Origin of the sequence: Corynebacterium sp. ACRPS (assembly GCF_022346005.1) — a bacterium.
Taxonomy (GTDB): domain Bacteria; phylum Actinomycetota; class Actinomycetes; order Mycobacteriales; family Mycobacteriaceae; genus Corynebacterium.
Genome location: NZ_JAKRMY010000006.1, coordinates 115,776 through 140,790 on the forward strand (window position 1 = coordinate 115,776; position 25,015 = coordinate 140,790).

Here is a 25,015-nt window from a genome sequence, read left to right on the forward strand (position 1 = left end):
GCCCTATTACAGCCACGGGCAGCAGCCCGCCTTGGCTGATTGGTTACCCCCGTTTTCCCTTATTTTCAGGTAAGCGTTCCTTATAACTGTTGAACAATTCAGGTTTTTAAATCTGCAGCTGAATCCCATTTTTCTTTTTAAGACCCTAAGCGTCTACACTGAAAAAATACCTGTCGTTTGATTGGCGATGTACATCACGGGACTACATGAATTGTGCGCTCGCTTATATCTTATTAGATTGGTCACATACAACGACTCCATCGTTGGCTTCATATTTGTTCGCACTGTTTCCTGCTTAACCGCGCACGGAGAATTTCCCAATGACAAAGTAGTTGATCAAAAAGATCTTGGGCTGGTTACTCATGATCTTTTTAGCCACTAACTTGGCTTATTTCTTGGCGGCCTCGTTTTTGGACCCGCGTTCAAACTACACCGAGCGCCGTCCACCACTTTCAGATGAGGAAATCAATAACCTCCTCGAGCCTTATAACCTCAGCCCAGAAACCCCGCTCTTAGAGCGTTGGTGGACCCGGCTGACCAATATCCTCACGAGGTGGGACTGGGGACAATCTCCGGTCGGTGAGATGGTTAACGAAGAGATCAGCTACCGCATCTGGGTATCCGCACAGCTGCTGTTGCTGGCCACCATCCTCTCCATCGTCATCGGTGTGGCCGTTGGTGTGTACACCACCTCCCGCCAGTACAAGACCGGTGACCGCGTGTGGCAGGGAATTTCGATCATTGCGATGAACACCCACGTGGTTGTCGCCTCGATCGCCGTCGTCTGGGCCGCCCTGGAGATCAACGATTTGACCGGCAAGAAGATCTTCTACGTCGTCGGTTCCAAGTCCCTGGGGGTCGAGGGATTCTTCCCCAAGCTCCTGGACTCCGCGCAGCACCTCGTCTTGCCCACGATTTCCCTGGTGATCATCAGCTACGCCAGCTACCACATGACCCAGCGCACGCTGTTGCTCGATAACCTCGATGTGGATTATGTCCGCACCGCACGCGCAAAGGGGCTTACCCGCCAGCAGGCCATCCGCAAGCACGCGCTGCGCACCTCCATTATTCCGGTGGCAACGTCCGTCGCCTTCTCCGTGCCCGGCATTTTCACCGGTGCCGTGATGACGGAGCGTATCTTCGGCTGGAACGGTATGGGCCAGTACTTCATCCAGACCATCAGTAAGAACGACATCAATGGCGCGGTAGCCGTCGCGGCATTCGGTGCCGCGATGACGGCCGTGTCCGCCGTCCTGGCAGACCTCGTTGTTGTCGCCTTGGATCCACGAGTAAGGGTGAGCTAAATGACAAATCCCAAAGAACCAAAGATGTCCAAGAAACAGCCCCGTGGCGAGGTTTCTACGCGCACCGAGGTCGTCTCCGAGGATCCTTTAAGCAATGAGGAGGCCGAGCGCATGGCCACGCTGCCGGAGGTTCCCCGCGGTACTTCCCGGTACAAGCTGTACGTCCGCCGCTTCTTCCGCAACAAGCTGGCTACCGTCGGCGTTTTCATCTTGGGTTTTCTCATCTTCGCCGCCCTTTTTGGCAATTTCTTTGCCCAGTGGGACTACACGGAACCGGACTTCCTCGCCCTGTCTGAGCCACCGAGCTCCGAGCACTGGTTCGGTACCAACGATTCCGGTAATGACCTTTATGCCCAAACCATCCACGGTCTAGGCAGGTCCCTGACCATTGCCATCGTGGTGTCCTTTGCCACGTTGGTCATCTCCGCATTCATCGGCTGTGCCGCAGCCCTGTGGGGCGGAATCGCGGAAAAGGCCGTCCTCGCCGTTATCCACTTCCTGCTGTCCATCCCGACCTTCCTGCTCATCGCCCTCGTGGTGGCAGACTCCGGCGGTGACTGGAAGCTTTTGATGGTCGTCCTTATCGCCTTCGGCTGGATGTACCAGGCCCGTGTGATTTGGTCCTTGGCCCTTACCGTCCGCGAGCAGGACTATGTCCGCGCCGCAAGCTACATGGGCGTATCCAAGATGCGCACCATCATCCGCCACGTCATTCCCAATATTGGTTCGCTGCTTATCATCCAGTTCGTCTTCGGCGTTGTGGGCACCGTGGGCTCTGAGACCGCACTGTCCTTCTTGGGCTTGGGTGTAAAGCTTCCCGATGTCTCCCTCGGTACCTTGCTGCAGGGCGGCACCGCCTCCCTGCAATCCGCCCCATGGCAGTTCTACTTCCCCGCCGCTACCTTGACGCTGCTGACCGTCTCCATGGCATTTATTGGCGATGGTCTGCGCGACGCACTCGATCCCAACTCCAATTCCGGAGGTAAACTATGACTTCGCCTATCTTGTCCGTCAATGACTTACGCGTCAGCTTCCCCTCTGAAGCTGGAACCGTCTCTGCAGTGCGCGGTGTCAGCTTTGACCTGCACCCCGGCCGCACCCTGGGCATCGTCGGCGAATCCGGCTCCGGTAAGTCCGTAACCTCCATGTCCATCATGGGCCTGCTGCCGGAATACGCCAAGGTAGAAGGCTCCGTGAAATTCGATGGCCGCGAGCTCCTTGGGCTTTCTGATAAGGAAATGTCCGGTATCCGAGGCGATGGCATCGGCATGATCTTCCAGGATCCGCTCTCCGCGCTGACTCCAGTCTTCGATATTGGTTCGCAGCTGGTGGAGGCAATCCAGGCACACCAGGACATCGGCAAGAAAGAAGCCCTGAAGCAAGCCACCGAGCTCTTAGATCTGGTGGGCATCCCCGAGCCCCACCTGCGCCTGAAGTCCTTCCCGCACGAGTTTTCCGGCGGTATGCGCCAGCGCGTGGTCATCGCCATTGCGATTGCGAATAACCCGCGCGTACTCATTGCCGATGAGCCGACGACGGCCCTCGACGTCACCATCCAGGCCCAGATCCTGGACGTCATCCGGCTGGCCCAGCGCGAAACCGGCGCCGCCACCATCATGATCACCCACGATATGGGTGTGGTGGCAGAAACCGCCGATGACGTCATGGTCATGTACGCCGGCCAGCCGGTAGAACACGGCGATGTCGATACCATCTTCTCCAACCCGCGCATGCCCTATACCGTGGGCCTGCTTGGTTCCACCCCGCGCCCCGATGCCTCGGCCTCGGAGCCCCTCACCCCCATCGAGGGCAACCCGCCGGTCTTGGTGGATCTAAAGGATCGTTGCCAATTCGCCCCGCGCTGCCCCGTCGCGCAAGAGGCTTGCCTTTCCGGCGAGCCGGAGCTGATTCCGCTCAAGGACGAATCCACCTCCCACCGCAGCGCCTGCCTGCGCGCTCCGGAGATCCACGACCGCAAGATCGACGGTGAGCTGATGTTCAAGCCACCGCTGCTTTCCGATGACGTCTTGGCCGACGTTCCCCGCGAGGATCGCAAGACCACCCTCGCCGTAAATGACCTGCGCAAGCAGTTCCCGCTTACCAAGGGCGCGTTGATTAAGCGCAAGGTGGGCACCGTCAAGGCCGTGGACGGCATCACCTTCGATATCCGCGAAGGCGAGTGCCTGGCCATCGTCGGCGAGTCCGGCTGCGGTAAGACCACCACCCTGCTGGAGATCATGGACTTGGACCCAGAAAACGGTGCCGTGGTCCTCAATGGCAAGGACGCCAATGGCATGAGCGGCTCCGAGCGCCGCGAGGCCCGCAAAGACATCCAGATCGTCTTCCAAGACCCGATGAGCTCACTCAACCCCCGCCTGACCGTGCGCGAGGTCATCGCGGAACCGCTCAACTCGCTTGGCTACGACGGCGATGTCGATGCCCGCGTGAACGAACTCATGGGCCTAGTCGGCCTCGACTCTTCGCAGCTGGACCGCTTCCCTAGCCACTTCTCCGGCGGCCAACGCCAGCGCATCGGTCTGGCCCGCGCCCTGGCCACGCGCCCTTCGGTGCTCGTGCTCGATGAGCCCGTCTCCGCTTTGGACGTATCCATCCAGGCGGGCGTCATTAACCTGCTCGAGGACCTGAAGCGAAAGCTGGGCCTGTCCTATCTCTTCGTTGCCCACGACCTTTCCGTAGTGCGCCACCTTTCGGACCGCGTTGCGGTCATGTACAAGGGCAAGTTTGTTGAGTCCGGTTCAACGGATGAGATTTTCGATAACCCCCAAGACGACTACACCAAGAAGCTTCTGGATGCCATCCCGAATCCAGATCCCAAGGTTGCCCGCGCACGCAGGGAAAAATCCCGGGCCTAGCTCCCAGACCCCCGCACTCTTTCCATAAAGTGATTGCGGACACAAATATAATTATTGTAAAGTATTTCACATAGTTGCAGCAGATGGTCACCTAATCGGCCGTCTATGCCAACTTCGTCTTCATCTCACGCAAGGAGTAATCCCCATGAAAAAGTTCGGTCGCTTCCGCATAGCAACGGTTGCCACTCTCTCCGCCACGGCACTCGCACTCACCGCCTGCTCGGGCTCTGACGGTGGCAACGGCGACGGTTCCTCCAATAAGGCAGTTGGCGGTCTCGAGATCGACGTCAAGCCCACCGGTGACTACAACGAAAAAGAACGCGATGAGATTAAGGATGGCGGTGAGCTCACCCTCGCCCTCGGCGAGCTAACTGAGCAGCAAAACAACTTCCACGCCAACATGACCGTGGATACCGGCACCGTGTGGAGCTGGTACAACCCGCAGATGGCGCTTTATGACGGTGAGGGTCACTACACCCCAAACCCCGCGTACCTGGATTCGGTAGACGAGTCCACTGAGGGCGATAAGACCGTCGTAACCTACGACATCAATGATGACGCAACCTTCAACGATGGCACCCCCATTGACTGGACCGCTTTCGAGAACACCTGGCGCTTCAACAACGGCAAGGACATGGACGTCCAGGTCAACTCCACCGACGGTTACGAGCTCATCGAATCCGTGGAGAAGGGCGAGAATGACAAGGAAGCCGTGGTCACCTTCGAGGGTCCATACCCATGGTGGCAGGGACTTTTCAACGACATCCTGCACCCAGCAATCGATACCGCCGAGAAGTTTGACCAAGAGTACTTGGGCAAGCTCAACCCACAGTACGGCGCGGGCCCATTCAAGGTTGACAACGCCGACTTCCGCGGCGGCACCGTGTCCTTCGTACCTAACGAAAAGTGGTGGGCGATGAGCCGAAGCTGGACAAGGTCAGCTACCGCGTGATGGAGTCCCAGGCAACCATCAACGCTTTCCAGGCCGGCGAAATCGACGCGGCCGGTGTGGGAAGTAAGAATAACCTCACCATCGCCGCAGATATGGGCGATTCCATCGATGTCCGTGCAGCTACCCGCCCGGCCAGCGTCCTGTTCACCTTGAACTCCAAGGCCCCACAGCTGGCTGATAAGGATGTTCGCCACGCAGTATTTGCAGCCATCGACCGCGACCAGCTCGCAGAAATCCGCTACAACGGGCTTGGCTATGAAGAGGAAATGCCGGGATCCCTGACCCTCTACCCAACCCAGGAAGACTACAAGGACAACCTCTCTGAGGTTCTCGAGTACGACGTTGAAGAGGCAAAGAGCCTACTGGAAGACGCCGGCTACTCTGAGGGCGATGACGGCTACTACGCCAAGGACGGCGACAAGCTCTCCCTACGCTACGTGCTTATCGGCGATGACGAGGTCTCCAAGTCCACCGCTGCCGCCGTCCAAAAGATGCTGAAGGACGCGGGCATTGAGCTGAAGATTGAGGAGCGCCCAAGCTCTGACTTCTCCAAAATCACCAGCGAGCGCGACTTCGACCTCCTGCTCTCCGGCTTCGCTGCAAGTGACCCATTCGGCCCAGCATACTTCGGCCAGACTTACGCTAGCGACTCTACCCTCAACAAGTCCTCGACCGGTAGCGAGGAATTCGATAAGAAGATCGAGGAAATGCAGAAGCTGCCAACCCGCGAGGAGCAGATCGAGCGCATCAACGAGCTTGAGTCCGAGGCCTTCGCTGAGTACGGACTGCTTCCATACGCCAACGGTCCAGTGATGGTCGGCCAGAAGAAGGGCCTCGCCAACATGGGTGCCCTCGGCTTCGCCGTCATCCCTAAGGAAAACATCGGCTGGGAGAAGTAGTACCTACCTCCCTTAACGAGTAAAGGCCTTCCACCACCTGCTAGCAGGTGTGGGAGGCCTTCCTTCGTCTCTGAGTGTGTTTGGCCCCGGTATCCCAATCCAGGCCCAACTCAAAGGCAATAGCCTCGCTCCTCCGTGCGTGCGAGCGGGACAGCATCGCGCCGCCGGACCATTAGGCGTTAGCGCAGTCCGTACGCCAGCTTAAGGGCCCCACGACCCCGGAATACCCTTAGAACCATCCTTAAGCGCCTCCTGCCGAAGGGGGCCAGCCAAGCCGTTGGCCCAAGCGCCTAGGAACCTCTGAGATAGCCTCTACCCTGGCATAACCATATCGCTGCCTTCAGGCCTCCAACAGCGATCCTATGCCTCCGGCTGGCTCTACAGTTACCACGGAGTGCAGCAGACAGCCGCTAATGCACCGGCGGCCGGTGGACGAAGACCTTTCCAATTCAAGGCGTGTAGGAATCAAAAAAGTCCGCCACACCGGCATGCGGTGCAGCGGACTCTTAAAGCTCTACTGAGCGGTTACGAAGCCTCGATTAGTCAAGAACCTTGGTAACGCGGCCAGCGCCGACGGTGCGGGAGCCCTCGCGGATAGCGAAGCGCAGGCCCTCGTCCATAGCAACAGGCTGGATGAGCTCAACAGACATCTCAACGTTGTCGCCAGGCATAACCATCTCGGTGCCCTCAGGCAGGTTCACAACACCGGTAACGTCGGTGGTGCGGAAGTAGAACTGAGGACGGTAGTTGTTCATGAACGGGGTGTGGCGGCCGCCCTCGTCCTTCTTCAGGACGTAGACGGAACCCTCGAACTTGGTGTGAGGGGTGTAAGCGCCCGGCTTGATAACAACCTGGCCACGCTCAACGTCTTCGCGCTTGGTACCACGCAGAAGCAGACCACAGTTGTCGCCAGCCTCGGTGTAGTCCATCATCTTGCGGAACATCTCGATACCGGTAACGGTGGTGTTCTGGGACTTCTCCTGGATACCGATGATCTCAACTTCCTCGTTGACGTTCAGACGACCACGCTCAACACGGCCGGTAACAACGGTACCGCGGCCGGTAATGGTGAAGATGTCCTCGATAGGCATCAAGAACGGCTGATCGGTAGCGCGCTCCGGATCAGGGATGGAGTTGTCGCAGGCCTCCATCAGGTCAACGATGGACTGCACCCACTTCTCGTCACCCTCGAGTGCCTTCAGAGCGGAGATGTGAACGATAGGAGCTTCCTCATCGTAGTCCTGCTCTGCGAGCAGCTCGGAGATTTCCATCTCCACGAGCTCGATGATTTCCTCATCGTCAACCATGTCGCACTTGTTCAGTGCAACGAGGATGTAAGGAACGCCAACCTGGCGAGCAAGCAAAACGTGCTCGCGGGTCTGTGGCATCGGGCCATCGGTTGCAGCAACAACCAAGATAGCGCCGTCCATCTGAGCTGCGCCGGTAATCATGTTCTTGATGTAGTCGGCGTGGCCCGGGGCGTCAACGTGTGCGTAGTGACGCTTCGGGGTGGAGTACTCCACGTGGGAGATGTTAATGGTAATACCGCGCTCCTTCTCCTCAGGAGCCTTGTCGATCATGTCGAACGCGAATGCCTGGTTCTCCTCAGGGTACTGGTCAGCCAGAACCTTGGTGATCGCTGCGGTGGTGGTGGTCTTGCCGTGGTCGACGTGTCCGATGGTGCCGATGTTCACATGCGGCTTCGTACGCTCGAACTTCTCCTTTGCCACTGTATGTCCTCCTGGACTATATGGTGGCTACGACCTTCGCAGCCACGTGGTTGACAGTTGTCATTGGCACCTGACCCAATATCTGGGACAAAGCGCTAATGACGCTTTCTTTACGTGCCAGTTACACGATCCTAGATTTATCCCGCGGTTTTTTCAAACCGCCATTATAGGAGGTAACCCCGCGAATCTTCGCGGCCATTTCCCTCAACAAGAGTCTCAAATAAAGGATCCTGGGAGGGTAACGGCCGGCTCAATTCACAACCAATGGTTTTAGCTGCAAACTCAGCCCGCCGCTACCCTGGCCCAGTTGCCACATTTAGCGGTGAGGCTGGCATCTACTGGCAGAGACTACCAGCCCTTAGCCACCGCTGAACGGGCGGGGCGTCGCTATTAGTTAGCGCCGCCGGTGCGCTCTTCGATGATCTCCTGAGCCACGGAGGAAGGAACCTCAGCGTAGGAGTCGAAGACCATGGTGAAGTTAGCGCGGCCTGCGGTGGAAGAACGCAGGTCACCGATGTAGCCGAACATTTCAGACAGCGGAACCTTGGCCTTGACAACCTTGGCACCAGAGCGGTCTTCCATGGCGAAGACCTGGCCACGACGGGAGGAGATGTCACCGTTAACGGTACCCATGTACTCCTCAGGGGTAACAACCTCAACGGCCATCATTGGCTCCAGCAGAACCGGCTTTGCCTTGGCCATAGCTTCCTTGAATACCTGGGAGCCAGCCAGCTTGAAGGCCATCTCGGAGGAGTCAACGTCGTGGTAAGCGCCGTCTTCCAGCGTTGCCTTGATGTTGACCATCGGGAAGCCAGCCAGGTAGCCGTACTGCATAGCGTCCTGGATACCAGCATCGACGGAAGGAATGTATTCCTTCGGCACGCGGCCACCGGTAACGGCGTTCTCGAAGGCGTAAGTTGCAGATTCGCCCTCTTCCAAGGTCTCTGGGTCCGGGTTGTACGGCTCGATGGTGCAGATGACCTTTGCGAACTGGCCGGAACCACCGGTCTGCTTCTTGTGGGTGTAGTCGATGGACTCCACCTTGCGGCGAATGGTCTCGCGGTAAGCAACCTGTGGGTTACCGATGTTCGCCTCGACCTTAAACTCGCGCTTCATGCGGTCAACAAGCACGTCGAGGTGGAGCTCGCCCATACCGCCGATGACGGTCTGGCCGGTTTCCTCATCCAGCTCAACGGTGAAGGTTGGATCCTCGGCAGCAAGCTTCTGGATGGCGTTACCCAGCTTCTCCTGGTCGGCCTTGGTCTTTGGCTCGATGGAGACCTTGATAACCGGATCCGGGAAGTCCATGGACTCAAGAATGATCTGGTCATTCTTGTCACACAGGGTGTCACCGGTGGTGGTTTCCTTCAGACCAACAACGGCGTAGATGTTGCCGGCGTCAGCCTGCTCCACCGGGTTCTCCTTGTTGGCGTGCATCTGGAAGAGCTTACCGATGCGCTCCTTCTTGCCCTTGGTGGAGTTCATGACCTCGGTACCAGGGGTGACCTGGCCGGAGTACACGCGCACGAAGTTGAGCTGACCGAAGAACGGGTGAGCTGCAATCTTGAAGGACAGTGCGGAGAAGGAAGACTCAACGGAAGGCTTACGGGTAAGCTGCTGGTCCTCATCGCCCACAGCGTGGCCGATAACCTCGCCCACGTCCAGCGGGTTAGGCAGGAAGTCCACAACAGCATCCAGCAGCGGCTGGACACCCTTGTTGCGGTAAGCGGTACCGCAGTAGACCGGGTAAATCTCGGAGTTGATGGTCAGCTTACGGATGCCGGCCTTCAGCTCGTCGATGGAGAGCTCTTCGCCGCCGAAGTACTTCTCCATGAGTTCTTCATCAGACTCTGCAACGGCCTCAACCAGCTGCTCGCGGTACTGCTCAGCCTTTTCCTTGAGGTCCTCAGGGATCTCCTCGTAGGTTGGCTCAGCGCCGGTCTCGACCTTGCCGCGCCAGGTGATGGCCTGCATGTTCAGCAGGTCAACAACGCCGTCGAAGTCATCCTCAGCGCCGATAGGCAGCTGCATAACGAGCGGCTTGGCACCCAGGCGCTCAACGATGGTGTCAACGGTGTAGTAGAAGTCTGCGCCCAGCTTGTCCATCTTGTTGACGAAACAGATACGCGGAACGTCGTACTTAGCGGCCTGGCGCCACACCTGCTCGGACTGTGGCTCCACACCTTCCTTACCGTCGAAGACGGCGACGGCGCCATCGAGGACACGCAGGGAGCGCTCAACCTCAACGGTGAAGTCAACGTGACCCGGGGTGTCAATGATGTTGATCTGGTTGTTGTTCCAGAAACAGGTCACGGCAGCCGAGGTAATGGTGATGCCGCGTTCCTTTTCCTGTGCCATCCAGTCAGTGGTGGATGCACCGTCGTGGGTCTCGCCCACCTTACGGTTAATACCGGTGTAGAAGAGAATACGCTCGGTGGTGGTCGTCTTACCAGCATCGATGTGGGCCATGATGCCAATGTTGCGGACCTTGTTCAGATCCTTGAGCACTTCTTGTGCCACGTTTATACCCCAACTTAATAGTCGTCGACGCCGTGACCAGAAACCTGGCTAAGACGCCTGCATGGATAAGTTCTTGAAAAGTTTGCCATTGAGTGGCCGTGCTAGGTGCCCAGCGGCTCCTAGACTTCCATCGCTTCAGTGTACTGGACACAAAGCGAATGCGCTGGACTAGGCCAGCTGTGCTGGACTAAATCACACCACGTGCCACCAAAATGGCCTAAGCAAGAGATATGAAGTTTTAATTCGCCGCCGGGAAACCCGGAAATCGGCGCGAAACTCGTTTCTCGTTGCTTAGGCCATTGATGAAGGTGCTTAAAAATTACCAGCGGTAGTGAGCAAAGGCGCGGTTAGCCTCAGCCATCTTGTGGGTATCCTCACGGCGCTTCACGGAAGCACCGAGGCCGTTTGAGGCATCCAGGATCTCGTTGGAGAGACGCTCGATCATGGAGTTCTCGCGACGCTGGCGGGTGAAGGTCACCATCCAGCGCAGTGCCAGGGTGTTGGCACGGTCTGGGCGGACCTCAACCGGCACCTGGTAGGTAGCGCCACCCACACGGCGGGAGCGAACCTCGAGGTCCGGGCGGATGTTGCCCAGGGCCTTTTCCAGGGTGCCAACCGGGTCGGTGCCGGTCTTCTCACGGCAAGCCTCAAGCGCGCCGTAGACGATGCGCTCTGCGGTGGACTTCTTGCCATCCTGGAGGATCTTGTTGACGAGCATGGTTACCTGCTCGGAGTTGTATACCGGGTCCTTTACTACAGGACGCTTCGGAGCAGCATTCTTACGCATTGTTTATTACTGTCCCTTCTTTGCGCCGTAACGGGAACGAGCCTGCTTACGGTCCTTGACGCCCTGGGCATCCAGGGAGCCGCGGATGATCTTGTAACGAACACCTGGAAGGTCCTTCACACGGCCGCCGCGAACGAGGACCATGGAGTGCTCCTGCAGGTTGTGGCCCTCACCTGGGATGTAGGCCGAAACCTCGATGCCGCTGGTAAGGCGCACACGAGCAACCTTACGAAGAGCGGAGTTCGGCTTCTTCGGGGTGGTGGTGTACACGCGGGTGCACACGCCACGACGCTGCGGAGAACCCTTCAGCGCAGCGGTAGAGACCTCTTTGCGCTTGGTCTGGCGGCCCTTGCGGACCAGCTGTTGAATAGTTGGCATTAAACAGTCTTTCTGTCGAATTGCACCACTTCTTAAGAAGGGAACCAAACATGCAAAAATAGGCGCTCTTTCCCGGGGCGCTTCCGCATGTCCAGAACTCTTCCCAAGGCGGGCGCCTTGTTAAGGATCAGACTTTTCACCATGTTCTTTGCGCGCCATATTCACACAGGGCGCGCAGTACATAGTGAACTAGCGCTAAGACTAGCAAAGCCAGCGCCATGAACACAAAACCGGTAGTCCATCCTGCCGGCGGCGCGGAGGGACTACTCCCACTCCCACGTCAGGTCTGGCTCTGCAGCCTTGTCAGAAAAGTAGGATTTTTCCTGTTCTTCCCAAGTGGCAAACCACTTTTCGTAGGCCGGCTCGCGCGCAATCGCGCGCTCATAGCGCTGCTCGCGGGGGCCATCGATGCGCACGGTTACTACTGCGCCGCGCTTTTTCGCGGCCGCAATGTTGTCAGCGGTGACGGAGCCAACGCCCTCGACGATGAGATCATCGCGCACATCGAGGCTGGCCCAGTCACCGGGGCAGTTGGCTTCCCAATCCCAGCGCCAATAGCCGGGATTCATGGTGCGCAAGACTTGCTCGCCCACCATCTCGGAGCCCTTTTCCAGGCCATGCCAGCCGGGATAGAATTCATCGAGGTGAACCACCCGCCAATTGGTACGATCTGCCAAGGCGGCGGAGGTCCAGGTTTTGCCGGAGCCCGAGGGACCATCGATAAGCACCGTGACGGGTTTAAACGCACGCTTTCGTGAGGCTGCTAGCTTAACGATGTCCTCCAAGAGGCGCTCTTGTTCGGCATCAATGTCCATAGTGCTTGAATCACTGCTTTCGCGGATTAAAGGCCAAAGAATCTCCAGGCCCCAGTAAGTACCGAAGTTACCACCGGTACACAAGCAAGGGCGAGGCCGCAGGCCATCACCCACCCATCGTGGGCGTGCAGCCTGGATTCTCGGGCCCAGGTCCGCTCCCCTCCTCCGGGTGGGGTGCGCCCGAAACCGCGTGCTTCCATCGCGGTCGCAAGCTTGCCGCCGCGGCGCAAAGCAATCACCAACAGACCAAAGGACATCGTAAGCAAGTGCTTTAAGCGCCCTTCATCCATGAGCCCGCGGGCCCTGCGCGCCATGCCGAGCGATTGCCAATCGGATTTCAGGAGCGTCATCATCCGCACGCCGGCCACAGCACCAATGACGAAGCGGGAGGGAAGGCGGAGGATCTGCGAGAGGGCATCGCCAAGCTCGGTGGGATCGATATCGCGTGCGAGCACCACCGTTGGTAGTGCGACCGCAAGCACACGCAGCGTGATCGCAATGGCCAAGGTGAGCGAATTTTCCGTCACCGTAATCAGCCACCAGCTGAAGTACTCCTCTCCCCCGGGCGCGCCATAGAGCAGCATGGAAATGCCCGATAGCGGGGCGATAAGGAATAAGAACCAACCGGCCTTCCACAAGCGCACCCAGGAGACGCCACATAACGGCGCCAAGATGAGTGTCAGGCTTAGCGATATCGCCGCCGATACCCAGTCGATGGAGGCAAGCAGCGGCGTAACCCAGACGAACATCAAGAAGATGCGGGTTAGCGGGTTGACGTTGCGCAAGAGATTAGGCACCGTGCACCTCCACCTGGTGGTCACCCAAGGCTTCTATAAACAGCGGGTCATGGGTAATGGAGGCAATGGTGGTGCCGTCATCGGCCAATTGGCGCAACAAGCCCACCAATTCCACGAAGGTGCCGGGATCCTGGCCAAAGGTCGGCTCGTCCAAGAGCAGCACCTCCGGCGCGGTCACCAGAGCCGTTGCTACCGAAAGCCGGCGCTTTTCGCCGCCGGATAGCGTAAACGGATTGGCCTTGAGCAAGTGCCCCAAGCGCAGCGATTCCAACAACTGGGCGATGCGTTCCTCTGGGGGATCAACGCGCATGACCTTGGGCGCGACCCGCAATTCCTCTTCCACGCTGCGGGAGACAAATTGGTGTTCCGGATTTTGGAAGACGAAACCAATGCGGTCCGCCAATTCGCGGGATTTCCACCGGGAAGGTGGGCCCTTCACGCCGCGGCGGATGAAGTCAGCGACCCCGATTTCCCCGGACTCGGCCGGAAGTAGCCCCGCCATAGTCATCAGCCACGTGGATTTTCCCACGCCATTGCGGCCGGTAATGACGGTCGACGCCCCCGCCGGCAGGGAGATGGACCGCGGTGGCCCATAGCGGGTTACCAAGTCCGTGCTCCACAGCGCCGCGTTGGACTCATCGAGGGCATCGCTTGCCAACGACCGCGCCTGCGGGAGGCCGGTGACCTGGCGCTTGCGGGCGGCATCGGCAAAGGGGGCATCGGAAATAATGCGCCCATCCTTCAGCTCTACCGCGCGGTCCAGCACGCTTTCCCACGCCGCATGCTGATGCTCGACCACCACCAAGGTGGCACCCGTGTGCTCTACCAGCTTGCCGACGGCCCGCACCACGTCCTGCGCCCCTTCCGGATCCAGGTTGGCGGTGGGCTCGTCCAATAGGACCACGCCCGCGCCCATGGCGATGACCCCGGCAAGCGCCAGGCGTTGCTTCTGCCCGCCGGAGAGGTGCTCGGTGGGAAAATCCAGGTCCACATATGGGCCAACCAACTCTTGGGCTTGGCGCACCCTGCGCCAGATCTCCTCGCGCGGATAAGCTAGGTTCTCGCAGCCGAAGGCGATATCATCGCCCACGCGCGCGGAGATAACCTGGGAATCCGGATCCTGCAGGACCAACCCCACCGGAATGGTCCGGCCCGGTTCTTCGACCGTGCCCGCAGAGTCCTCCAAGGTGATGGTGCCGGTTCGCGTACCTTCTTCATCAGAGCCCAAGACGCCGGCGATCGCCGCCAAAAGCGTGGACTTTCCGGAGCCGGAATCCCCGCACAGCAAGACCTTCTCACCGGGTTCGATGACAAGGTCTATGTCCTGCAGCGCCGGTTGGGAGCGCCCAGCGTGAGTCCAGCCGTAGCCGCGAGCCGATATTTTTGTGGCGTTTCCTGCTAAGCGTGAAAAATCAGTCACAGCGGTCTAAGCCCTAAGCGCGCTGTTCGCGGCCTACTGCAAAGCGGTCAAGGGCACCGGTCTTTGCCAATGCCTTCACCACATAGAAGCCCAGGGCGCCGGCCAAGATGGCACCGGAGATGGTCAGGGTGACCAAGTAGATAATATTGAACTCGAAGGACTTCGCGAGGTTACCGGAGGTAAACAGCTCCAGGACGAAAGCGCCCCAGCCTGCTGCCATACCGGCCAGGATGGTCACCCCAAGGTTGAACTGGCGGTACATGAAGATGGCGAAGATGATCTCCACACCGATACCCTGTGCCAGGCCCGAGTACAGGGTGCTAATGCCTCACTGCGAGCCCAAATCGGCTGACACCGTGGCGGCAAGGACCTCCACGTAGACTGCCGCACCCGGCTTGCGGATGACCAATCCACCCAGGATGCCGCCTAACAGCCAAATGCCCGTGGCCAAACCGCCAAGGCCCGGCGTAAGCGCATCCATGGCCTCATACCAGGCATAGCCCACGGCATTCCAGCCCAAGAATACGAAGCCACAGGCAACACCCAAGACGGATGCCACCACGATGTCCACCACGCGCCAATTCAAGTTGCGCTTTGGCGCTGCGGACGCAGCTGCATTAGTAGTCATTATTTCCTCCCTCTCGCCGGAATTACCCGGATCAGGTTCAACGGTTCACCGCGTTATATCGCAGTATCTCAGCCTTCATTTCTGTGCCGGGGCGACCTGTGCGTCCGCGGGCCCACAGATTCTGAAAGCTCCCGTGTAATGGTTTAAATCAAGTAGTCTAAGGCCCACATTTTACTTATCTGGGCCACAGGCTTTACTCATACTAGCAGGCACGCATACGGGTCCCCGTAACCGATTCGGCGGCCGAATCAGGCATGCGCAACCGTGACAACAACCCCAACAACAAGAGCCCCCGCTTACCGTATGCACGGAAGCGGGGGCTCTAATTGAACGCGGTGCCGAGGGACACGAGCGCCTAGGACTTAGAAGGTGAAATCCTCATCCAGCGGAACGGAGGCGCCGGTGAATTCACCGAAGCCATCATCGCCGTAGATGGAATCGCCGTAAGTCGGAATCGAGTATGCGGCGTTGCGCGCAGCCTCGGTCGGCTTGACGGAGATATTGCGGTAACGGGAGATACCAGTGCCGGCCGGGATCAGCTTACCGATGATGACGTTCTCCTTGAGGCCGATAAGCTTATCGGAGCGCTTGTTAATAGCGGCATCGGTAAGCACACGCGTGGTCTCCTGGAACGAAGCAGCGGACAGCCAGGACTCGGTAGCCAAGGAGGCCTTGGTAATACCCATGATCTCCGAGCGCAGCTGCGCCGGCTCGCCGCCTTCTGCAACCTGTGCAGCGTTCATCTGCTTGGCCTCAGAAAGGTCGATCAGGTTGCCCGGCAGCAGCTCCGTGGTACCGGCGTCGATGACGGTACCGCGGCGCAGCATCTGGCGGATGATGATCTCGATGTGCTTGTCGTGGATGGCCACACCCTGGGTGCGGTACACGGCCTGCACCTCGTTGATGAGGTGCTGCTCCACGCCACGACGGCCCAGAACCTCGAGCACGTCGTGCGGGTCAGCCGCACCACGCATCAAGCGGTCACCGGTCTCAACGTGGTCGCCGTCCTTCAAGGAACGCTCGATCATCGCATCCGGGTTGGACTCCATCGGGCGACGCACCTGGGCCAAGCCCTGGCGCTTGGAGAGCTTCTCGTAGATCACGTCATCAGAACCATCATCCGGGGTGATGGTCATGGTCCAGAAGTTGCCCTCATCAGACAGGGACACGGTGCCGTCCACGGAAGCAATTGGTGCGCGGTTCTTCGGGTTACGGGCCTCGAACAGCTCCTGCACACGCGGCAGACCACCGGTAATGTCGCCACCAACACCACCCTGGTGGAAGGTACGCATGGTCAGCTGGGTACCAGGCTCACCAATGGACTGTGCAGCCACGATGCCGACGGCCTCGCCGATGTCGACCAACTGACCGGATGCCATGGACTTGCCGTAGCACTTAGCACAGACACCGGCCGGGGTCTGGCAGGTCAGCACGGAGCGGACCTTGACGTCGGTGACCTTGGCATCGAGAAGCTTCTGCGTAAGCTCCTCGGTCAAGTCTGCACCAGCCTCTGCAACGACCTCGCCGCTTTCGTCCTTGACGTCGGTGGCAAGCACGCGACCGGAAGCGGAGGTCTCCCACAGCTCGGAGAGGACGACCTTGTCGCCGGAGACCTCGCCGATAGGAACGCGCACGCCCTGGCGGGTGCCACAGTCCTCTTCGCGGACGATAACGTCCTGAGCAACGTCCACCAGACGGCGGGTGAGGTAACCCGAGTCAGCGGTACGCAGCGCGGTATCGGCCAGACCCTTACGGGAACCGTGGGAGTTGTTGAAGTACTCCAGCACGGACAGGCCTTCACGGAAGGAGGTCTTAATCGGACGGGTGATGTAATCACCGTGCGAGTTCACAACCATGCCCTTCATACCGGCCAGCGTCCAGATCTGACGCATGTTACCGGCAGCACCCGACTTCACAATCATTGGAATTGGGTTGTAATCCGGGTAGATGCTCTCAACGGCCTCACCGACGGTGTCGGTAGCGTCCTTCCACAGCTCCACCAGGCGGTCATAACGCTCGCGCTCCGTAAGCGCACCCTGCTCCCAGTACTTACGCTCGATGCGCTCTGCTTCCTTCTCATAAGACTCGAGGATCTCGGTCTTATTCGGCAGCACCAGCACGTCAGACATCGTAATGGTCACACCGGAGCGGGTTGCCCAGTAGAAGCCGGCGTCCTTCATGTTGTCCAGAACCTGAGCCACGGTGATCATTGGGTACTTGGTGGCCAAGTCATTGACCACGTCACCAATGAGTACCTTGCCGTCGGTGCCGCCGCCCTTGCGGACCATGATGCCCTCAAGGTACGGGTAGTTCCACGGCAGCAGCTCGTTGAACATGATGCGGCCGATGGTGGTGTAACCCAACCATGCCTGGCCCTTGGACCAGCCATCGGGGAAGAGTTCTGCCTCAATATCCTCTGGCGGGCGCAGGTGATCGATGCGGACCTTGATAGGTGCCTGCAGGCCAACCGTGCCGCGGTCGTAGGCCATGAGGGCCTCGGCGTAGGAGGAGTACACGCCGGTTGCCGGGTAGTCCTCGCCAGCCTTGCGGTAGCGACCGTTGCCGCCGATCTCATCCTCTGCCTTGTCCATGGTGAGGTAGTACAGGCCAGTCACCATGTCCAGACGTGGCATAGCCAGTGGCTTACCGGATGCCGGGGACAAAATGTTGTTGGAAGCCAGCATCAGCACGCGAGCCTCTGCCTGTGCCTCGGCGGATAGCGGCAGGTGGACTGCCATCTGGTCACCGTCGAAGTCGGCGTTGAAGGCCTCACAGGCCAGCGGGTGCAGCTGGATAGCCTTACCCTCAACCAGCTTAGGCTCGAAGGCCTGAATACCCAGGCGGTGCAGCGTAGGCGCACGGTTGAGCATCACTGGGTGCTCAGAAATGGCCTGCTCCAGCACGTCCCAGACCTCTGGGCGCTGGCGCTCCACCATGCGCTTTGCAGACTTGATGTTCTGGGCGTAGTCATTTTCAACCAAGCGCTTCATGACGAAAGGCTTGAACAGCTCGAGTGCCATCAGCTTCGGCAGACCACACTCGTGCAGCTTCAGCTGCGGGCCGACGATAATAACGGAACGGCCGGAGTAGTCCACGCGCTTACCCAGCAGGTTCTGGCGGAAACGACCCTGCTTGCCCTTGAGCAAGTCAGACAGAGACTTCAACGGGCGGTTGCCCGGGCCGGTAACCGGACGGCCACGGCGGCCGTTATCGAAGAGCGCGTCCACAGACTCCTGCAGCATGCGCTTCTCGTTATTCACGATGATCTCTGGTGCACCCAGGTCGATCATGCGCTTCAGGCGGTTATTGCGGTTGATAACGCGGCGGTACAGGTCATTCAGGTCCGAGGTGGCGAAGCGGCCACCGTCCAGCTGCACCATCGGGCGCAGCTCAGGCGGGATAACCGGAATAGCGTCCAGCACCATGCCTGCCGGGTCGTTGCCGGAGTTCAGGAATGCGGCAACAACCTTGAGGCGCTTAAGCGCGCGCATCTTCTTCTGGCCCTTGCCGTTGTTGATGATCTCGCGCAGCTCCTCGGCCTCTGCCTCGAGGTCGAAGTTGCGGACCAAGGTCTGGATGGCTTCTGCACCCATGCCGCCGGTGAAGTAATCCTCGTAGCGGTCAACCAGCTCTTCGTAGATGGTCTCATCGATGACCATCTGCTTCGGAGCAAGCTTCAGGAAGGTGTTCCAGATTTCATCCAGGCGTGCGACTTCGCGCTCGCCGCGCTCGCGGATGTGCTGCATTTCCTTATCGGCAGCGTTTTGTACCTTCTTGCGGGCATCGGCACGCGCACCGGCTGCCTCCAGCTCTGCCAAGTCGGACTCGAGCTTGGAAGCGCGCTCTGCGATCTCGGACTCGGTATCGTCCTCAACGTCCTTCTTCTCCAGCAGCATTTCAGCTTCCAGAGTGGACTGATCGTTGTGGCGAGCCTCTTCATCAACGGAGGTGATGATGTTGGCAGCGAAGTAGATGATGCGCTCAAGGTCCTTCGGAGCCAGGTCCAGCAGGTAGCCCAAGCGGGAAGGAACGCCCTTGAAGTACCAGATGTGGGTTACCGGAGCAGCCAGTTCGATGTGGCCCATGCGCTCACGGCGCACCTTGGACTTGGTGACCTCAACGCCGCAACGCTCACAGATGATGCCCTTGTAACGCACGCGCTTGTACTTACCGCAAGCACACTCCCAGTCACGGGTAGGTCCGAAAATGCGCTCGCAGAACAGGCCGTCCTTTTCCGGCTTCAGCGTGCGGTAGTTAATGGTCTCGGGCTTTTTAACCTCGCCCTTAGACCAGCGACGGATATCGTCAGCAGTGGCCAGACCGATGCGGAGCTCGTCGAAGAGATTTACGTCAAACACGTAATGTCTCCCTTTCATCCTCGTAATGTGAGGAATTGATGGCTTTTAATGAATTAATCTTTATTGCCCGCCCGCGGCGGCCCCGGTGCTATACACCGGAACCGTGCATTCCGCAGTGGACCGAGAATCTATTTAGGCGATGTCAGCGGAAGAACCCTCATCGCGGGACAAGTTAATGCCAAGCGATGGGCTATCCATGTCATCGTCATCAGAGCCAGACAGCTCCATCGGGGTGCCGTCGGTGGAAAGAACCTCCACGTTCAAGCACAGGGACTGCAGCTCCTTGAGCAACACCTTGAAGGACTCAGGGATGCCCGGATCTGGAATATTATCGCCCTTCACGATGGCCTCGTAGACCTTCACGCGGCCTACCACGTCATCGGACTTGATGGTAAGCAGCTCCTGCAGGGTGTAGGCAGCGCCATAAGCCTGCATTGCCCACACCTCCATCTCGCCGAAGCGCTGGCCACCGAACTGAGCCTTACCACCCAGTGGCTGCTGGGTAATCATGGAGTAAGGACCAGTGGAACGGGCGTGAATCTTCTCATCGACCAAGTGGTGCAGCTTGAGCATGTACATGTAGCCCACGGAGATGGGGTACTTGTACGGCTCGCCCGAGCGGCCATCGAAAAGCGTGGCCTTGCCGTGCTCGTTGACCAAGACGTCACCGTCGCGGTTCGGGCGGGACGATGCCAACAGTCGCTCGATCTCGTGGTTGGTAGCACCATCGAAAACCGGGGTCGCGGTCAAGGAGTCCGCTGGGACATCATAAAGCTCTTCCGGCAAGGTCTTGAGCAGCTCGGCGTTAGCCGGATCCTCGGTGTCGACCTTCCAACCAGCGTGAGCCAACCAGCCCAAGTGCAGCTCAAGCACCTGACCGATGTTCATACGACGCGGCACACCGTGGGTGTTCAGCAGGATATCCACCGGGGTGCCGTCCTCCATGAACGGCATATCCTCTGGCGGCAGAATCTTGCCCACAACACCCTTGTTGCCGTGGCGGCCGGCCATCTTATCGCCGTCCTGAATCTTGCGCTTTTGTGCAACGTAGACGCGGATCATCTCGTTGACACCAGGTGCCAGGTCGTCATCATCATCGCGGGAGAAGCGAGCAACGCCAATGACTTTGCCCACCTCACCGTGCGGAACCTTCATGGAGGTATCGCGCACCTCGCGGGCCTTCTCACCGAAGATGGCGCGCAGCAGGCGCTCTTCCGGAGTCAGCTCGGTCTCACCCTTCGGGGTGACCTTACCCACCAGGATATCGCCGGCACGAACGTCAGCACCGATGCGGATGATGCCGCGCTCATCGAGGTCGCTCAAGACGTCCTCGGAGACGTTTGGAATCTCGCGGGTGATTTCCTCGGCGCCCAGCTTGGTGTCACGAGCATCGATCTCGTGCTCCTCGATGTGGACGGAGGTCAGGATGTCCTCTTCCACGATGCGCTGGTTGAGGATGATGGCGTCCTCGTAGTTGTGGCCTTCCCACGGCATGAACGCAACCAGCAGGTTACGGCCAAGCGACATCTCACCGTTGTGTGTACCTGGGCCATCGGCCAAAACCTGGCCAGCCTCTACGCGCTGACCCATGGACACCAGCGGGGTCTGGTTGTAGTTGGTGCCCTGGTTGGTGCGCTCGAACTTGCGCAGGATGTAGGTATCGCGCTGGCCCTCATCGTCCATGATGGTGATGACGTCAGCGGTGACGTTTTCCACCACACCGGCCTTAGGCGTAATGACGACGTCGCCAGCGTCATATGCGGCGCGCTGTTCCATACCGGTACCCACCAGTGGGGCCTCGGAACGAACCAGCGGAACCGCCTGCTTCTGCATGTTCGCACCCATCAAGGCACGGTTAGCATCGTCGTGCTCCAAGAACGGAATCATGGCGGTACCAACGGAGACCATCTGGCGCGGGGAAACGTCAACGTAGTCCACACCGGAGGCATCGGTCACTCCGATGTCACCCTCCTTCAGGCGGACCTCGATGCGCTCACCGATCAGGCGGCCTTCCTCGTCCTGCTCGACCTCAGCCTGAGCAATGGCGAAGCGGTCCTCCTCATCAGCGGTGAGGTACTCAACCTGATCCGTAACCTTGCCGTCAACGACCTTGCGGTACGGGGTCTCGATGAAGCCGAACGGGTTCACGCGGGCGTAGGATGCCAGCGCACCAATCAGGCCAATGTTCGGGCCCTCAGGGGTCTCAATCGGGCACATGCGGCCGTAGTGCGAGGCGTGCACGTCTCGCACCTCAATGCCGGCGCGCTCACGGGACAGACCGCCTGGGCCCAGCGCGGACAGGCGGCGCTTGTGGGTCAGGCCGGACAGGGAGTTGTTGTGGTCCATGAACTGCGAGAGCTGCGAGGTACCAAAGAACTCGCGGATAGCAGCAGAAACCGGACGCACGTTAATCAGGGACGTCGGCGTGATGGACTCTGCGTCCTGGGTGGTCATGCGCTCGCGCACAACGCGCTCCATGCGGGACAGGCCCACGCGGACCTGGTTCTGGATGAGCTCACCCACGGTGCGCAGACGACGGTTACCAAAGTGGTCGATGTCGTCGGTGTTCAGCGAGATCATCTCACCGTTGGGTGCCTTCATCTCACGCTCGCCAACGTGCAGGCGTACCAGGTACTCCAGGGTGACGGCGATGTCTTCTTCAGTCAGGGTCATCAGACCGTCGTGGTCGCCGCCAAGACCCAGCTTGCGGTTGGCCTTGTAGCGGCCAACCTTGGCAAGGTCATAGCGCTTAGCGCGGAAGAAGGAGTTATCCAACAAGGACTGCGCCAGCTCACGGGTAGGCTGCTCGCCCGGGCGCTGCTTGCGGTAGATCTCCAACAGTGCTTCATCGGTATTGGAAACGCCGTCAGATTCCAGGGTGGACATCATGAGTTCAGAGAAGCTGAAGCGCTCCCTGATCTGCTCCTCGGACCAACCCAGCGCCTTCAACAGGACGGTCACCGGCTGGCGGCGCTTACGGTCAATGCGCACGCCGACGGTATCGCGCTTGTCCACGTCGAACTCCAGCCAAGCACCGCGGGAAGGAATAATCTTCACGGAGTGCAGCGGGCGTTCGGTGGACTTATCGATGGAACGATCGAAGTACACGCCTGGGGAACGCACCAGCTGGGAGACGATGACACGCTCGGTACCGTTCACGATGAAGGTACCCATATCCGTCATGATCGGGAAGTCGCCGATGAAGACGGTCTGCGACTTAATCTCTTGGGTGTCGTTATTAATGAACTCTGCGGTCACGTACAGCGGCGCGGAGTAGTTGATGTCCTTTTCTTTACACTCGTCGACGGTGTTTTTCACCGGCTCGAAGCGAGGCTCCGACAAGGACAGGGACATATTGCCCGAGTAGTCCTGAATCGGCGAGAGCTCTTCGAGGATATCCTCGAGACCACTCGTCACGCGTGCGTTATCGCCGCGCTCAGCCTGCTCACGCTCGCGCCATTCCGGCGAGCCGACGAGCCAAGCAAAGGAATCGAGTTGTACGTCAAGGAGGCCCGGCAGGGCGATAGGCTCGCTAATTTTTGCAAACGAGTATCGCTTCGGGGCTCCGGGGATATTGGCCACTGACTTGGTCTGGCGGGAGACTGCCAAGATGGGTCCTTCCAGCACCTCACGCGGATTGCTACTCGCCCTGGCCGACGAGCAGCAAAACCGCTGGTAATTTTAGCATTCGGTCTGCTGTGGAGTGTCTGGGTTCAGAATGCACAAAATCACCTTGTCAAGTCGGTTTTGCCATCACCAACCCGAAAGGCTAAATGTGCACCGAAGATCCAGATTCCAGCGCAACGAATTAGTGTATAGGAAAAACTCAAGTATGTAAAGACACACCACTCTTAAGGCTTTTTTCATTCCGCGTTCGGGGGCAAGCTCTCGCTCGCCGCTGCGCCAACGCGGCAATAATGTTGCGCCAGATCTAGCGGGGCAACCACAAGCACCGTACCACTAAAAACTCATTCCACCGCAACCCGAACCGCGCTTAATACTCTTATCTGGCACTTTCGCTAGTAATTTCGCTGGCGCTTTTCTTTCCGCGTCGGCGCACATGCTTGTTTTTATGGTCGTAAATTCCCAGCGCCCCAATGACTCCAATAAAGGTGAACACGATACCGATACCCAGTGCCGCCCACCGCGCAATCTCCGCCACGCGGTTACGTGGGAACGATTTCGCTTCATCGAGTAGCGCCGCGCGGGACTTCTCTGAGGTGGAACCATTAAAGACGAATGCTTGCTCGCGGCCTACGCCCTCTCGGTCCGCGTAGTAGTCATCGATATCCATGTCCATGCCCACCACCAGGCCGGTAGCTTGGTCGACGTAGAAATCCGTACTGCCCGAGTGCATCAAATAACCAGGTTCGTGTCCCCCATCTTCCTTGGGGAAAGAGGTGGTATTGCCATCGGCGGCATAAAGCTGCGCTACGTTTGTTGGCTCGATTTCCTGGTGATACCGATACACCGTACGGCCATCTATTTCAGTTTCCTCTTCAAAGACCGCGTCCACTGCCTTGCGCAAGGTGGGGTCAAAGACTGGGTAATTCGTCTTTTCCACATCCGCCGGGAATTTTAGCCAGTACCCATCGACAGCAACCTTCTCCTCAGGGCTGGCCAAGGTATGGCTCAGGCTGGCCTCTGCCTTTGCCTCACCGCTCAGGCGGTCAATGGGATAGGTCCACACCTGCGCCTGGCTTAAATCATCGAGTCCTTGGCCATCGTCGCGCAGGCGCGTCTCCCCTATGCGCAGCGTCGCAGTATCTTCATCCGAAGGCTCTTGGATGCCCGCATTGATCTGGTAGGTCATCGGCCCGGAATAAGGCGACGTTCCATCCTTATTGACCACTTGGGAATCCGCGAACTCATCCTTAAGAGTCCACGTGGTGTTTTTGAGTTCCAACGGCAGCCGCGGCGAGAAATCCAAAAACGCCGGCGCCGCTACTCCGGCGGCCACCAGCGCAACGCCGAGGCCGAGCAGGAGGACGGAGAAGATGCGGGACTTGGGCAGCATGGTGGCTTATCCTACCGACTCGTTTGTTCAAAACACACTTCCTGAAACGAGATATAGAACTTTTGTAGGATACCCGGACCCAAAGTGCTCATGTAGATTCTAATTACCTCAAGTAATGCACATCACACTACCGGGAGATTTTACCTTGCATCACACAGAAGTAGCACCGCGTCTCAGCGCTCAGATAGCACGGGAGATTCTAAACCAGACAGAACACCCCACACCACGACCCAATCACAAGCTGGACGCCTTTGTTAATGATTACAAAATCAAGGCAGCAAATCACGACGTAAAAAAGGACTTTTAGCTAGCCCCTGTGGATGCAAGCCCCTCAAGCATGCATCCACAGGACCCCGCCATTTATCTATGACGATCCTTATAGACAAAAATATCACCATAAGACTTCAAGTGACGCGGGCTTGTTTTAGGGACCGGTAAGGCGGTACCAGGTACCGGGGTGGCGGTAGCCGCCCGGTAGCCGGTTTTACCCCCGCTTATCGTTTGGACCGTTGACGTTGCTTGAGCTGTTTGCTGTTT

Annotated in this window: 13 protein-coding genes and 2 pseudogenes; 4 read left to right on the forward strand and 11 right to left on the reverse strand. The window is 58.7% G+C overall.

Annotated elements, in window-relative coordinates:
• Positions 1–362 precede the first annotated feature (362 nt).
• The 4 genes and pseudogenes from MHX65_RS05125 (at position 363) to MHX65_RS05140 (ending at position 6,028) form a co-directional block, all read left to right on the forward strand.
• Positions 363–1,304, forward strand: coding sequence for an ABC transporter permease (locus tag MHX65_RS05125; protein ID WP_239269132.1), 942 nt, complete (start codon positions 363–365; stop codon positions 1,302–1,304).
• A complete protein-coding gene (locus tag MHX65_RS05130) occupies positions 1,305–2,297 on the forward strand; it encodes an ABC transporter permease (RefSeq protein WP_023016732.1) in 993 nt (330 codons plus the stop codon).
• On the forward strand, positions 2,294–4,177 hold the full coding sequence (locus MHX65_RS05135) for an ABC transporter ATP-binding protein (protein ID WP_239269120.1): 1,884 nt from the start codon (positions 2,294–2,296) through the stop codon (positions 4,175–4,177). The genes MHX65_RS05130 and MHX65_RS05135 overlap by 4 nt, the downstream gene beginning before the upstream one ends.
• 145 nt (positions 4,178–4,322) lie before the next feature.
• Positions 4,323–6,028, forward strand: a pseudogene (locus MHX65_RS05140) (ABC transporter family substrate-binding protein).
• A 539-nt stretch (positions 6,029–6,567) separates the two neighbouring features.
• Here the strand turns inward: MHX65_RS05140 and tuf are convergent.
• The 11 genes and pseudogenes from tuf to MHX65_RS05195 all read right to left on the reverse strand — a co-directional run bounded on the left by tuf (position 6,568) and on the right by MHX65_RS05195 (position 24,478).
• Positions 6,568–7,758: an elongation factor Tu gene (tuf, locus tag MHX65_RS05145; protein ID WP_239269121.1), complete on the reverse strand. Its 1,191-nt coding sequence runs from the start codon at positions 7,756–7,758 to the stop codon at positions 6,568–6,570.
• 390 nt (positions 7,759–8,148) lie between these two features.
• On the reverse strand, positions 8,149–10,278 hold the full coding sequence (fusA, locus tag MHX65_RS05150) for an elongation factor G (RefSeq protein WP_237799365.1): 2,130 nt from the start codon (positions 10,276–10,278) through the stop codon (positions 8,149–8,151).
• A 319-nt stretch (positions 10,279–10,597) separates the two neighbouring features.
• Positions 10,598–11,065, reverse strand: coding sequence for a 30S ribosomal protein S7 (gene rpsG / locus MHX65_RS05155; RefSeq protein WP_023025169.1), 468 nt, complete (start codon positions 11,063–11,065; stop codon positions 10,598–10,600).
• Between the two features lie 6 nt (positions 11,066–11,071).
• Entirely contained in the window at positions 11,072–11,443 is a 372-nt protein-coding gene (gene rpsL, locus MHX65_RS05160) for a 30S ribosomal protein S12 (protein ID WP_005276879.1), read from the reverse strand.
• 263 nt (positions 11,444–11,706) lie between these two features.
• Positions 11,707–12,258 (reverse strand): hypothetical protein, encoded by a 552-nt coding sequence (locus MHX65_RS05165; RefSeq protein ID WP_239269122.1) that lies wholly within the window; start codon positions 12,256–12,258, stop codon positions 11,707–11,709.
• A gap of 26 nt (positions 12,259–12,284) precedes the next feature.
• Positions 12,285–13,055 carry an energy-coupling factor transporter transmembrane component T family protein gene (locus MHX65_RS05170; protein WP_239269123.1) on the reverse strand — a complete coding sequence of 257 codons (771 nt, stop codon included), beginning with the start codon at positions 13,053–13,055 and terminating at the stop codon, positions 12,285–12,287.
• Entirely contained in the window at positions 13,048–14,475 is a 1,428-nt protein-coding gene (locus MHX65_RS05175) for an ABC transporter ATP-binding protein (protein WP_239269124.1), read from the reverse strand. The genes MHX65_RS05170 and MHX65_RS05175 overlap by 8 nt, the downstream gene beginning before the upstream one ends.
• Positions 14,476–14,488: 13 nt before the next feature.
• Positions 14,489–15,103, reverse strand: a pseudogene (locus tag MHX65_RS05180) (ECF transporter S component).
• A gap of 362 nt (positions 15,104–15,465) precedes the next feature.
• Positions 15,466–19,461, reverse strand: coding sequence for a DNA-directed RNA polymerase subunit beta' (locus MHX65_RS05185; protein ID WP_239269125.1), 3,996 nt, complete (start codon positions 19,459–19,461; stop codon positions 15,466–15,468).
• A gap of 132 nt (positions 19,462–19,593) precedes the next feature.
• Positions 19,594–23,088 carry a DNA-directed RNA polymerase subunit beta gene (gene rpoB / locus MHX65_RS05190; protein ID WP_023016723.1) on the reverse strand — a complete coding sequence of 1,165 codons (3,495 nt, stop codon included), beginning with the start codon at positions 23,086–23,088 and terminating at the stop codon, positions 19,594–19,596.
• Positions 23,089–23,464: 376 nt separating this feature from the next.
• Positions 23,465–24,478, reverse strand: coding sequence for a DUF3068 domain-containing protein (locus MHX65_RS05195; protein ID WP_239269126.1), 1,014 nt, complete (start codon positions 24,476–24,478; stop codon positions 23,465–23,467).
• Positions 24,479–25,015 lie beyond the last annotated feature (537 nt).

Bases quoted from the DNA above. Each gene is read 5' to 3' on its own strand.
- MHX65_RS05125 (WP_239269132.1), top strand. From the start codon at position 363: ATGATCTTTTTAGCCACTAACTTGGCTTATTTCTTGGCGGCCTCGTTT.
- MHX65_RS05130 (WP_023016732.1), top strand. From the start codon at position 1,305: ATGACAAATCCCAAAGAACCAAAGATGTCCAAGAAACAGCCCCGTGGC.
- MHX65_RS05135 (WP_239269120.1), top strand. From the start codon at position 2,294: ATGACTTCGCCTATCTTGTCCGTCAATGACTTACGCGTCAGCTTCCCC.
- rpsG (WP_023025169.1), bottom strand. From the start codon at position 11,065: ATGCGTAAGAATGCTGCTCCGAAGCGTCCTGTAGTAAAGGACCCGGTA.
- rpsL (WP_005276879.1), bottom strand. From the start codon at position 11,443: ATGCCAACTATTCAACAGCTGGTCCGCAAGGGCCGCCAGACCAAGCGC.
- MHX65_RS05165 (WP_239269122.1), bottom strand. From the start codon at position 12,258: ATGGACATTGATGCCGAACAAGAGCGCCTCTTGGAGGACATCGTTAAG.
- MHX65_RS05195 (WP_239269126.1), bottom strand. From the start codon at position 24,478: ATGCTGCCCAAGTCCCGCATCTTCTCCGTCCTCCTGCTCGGCCTCGGC.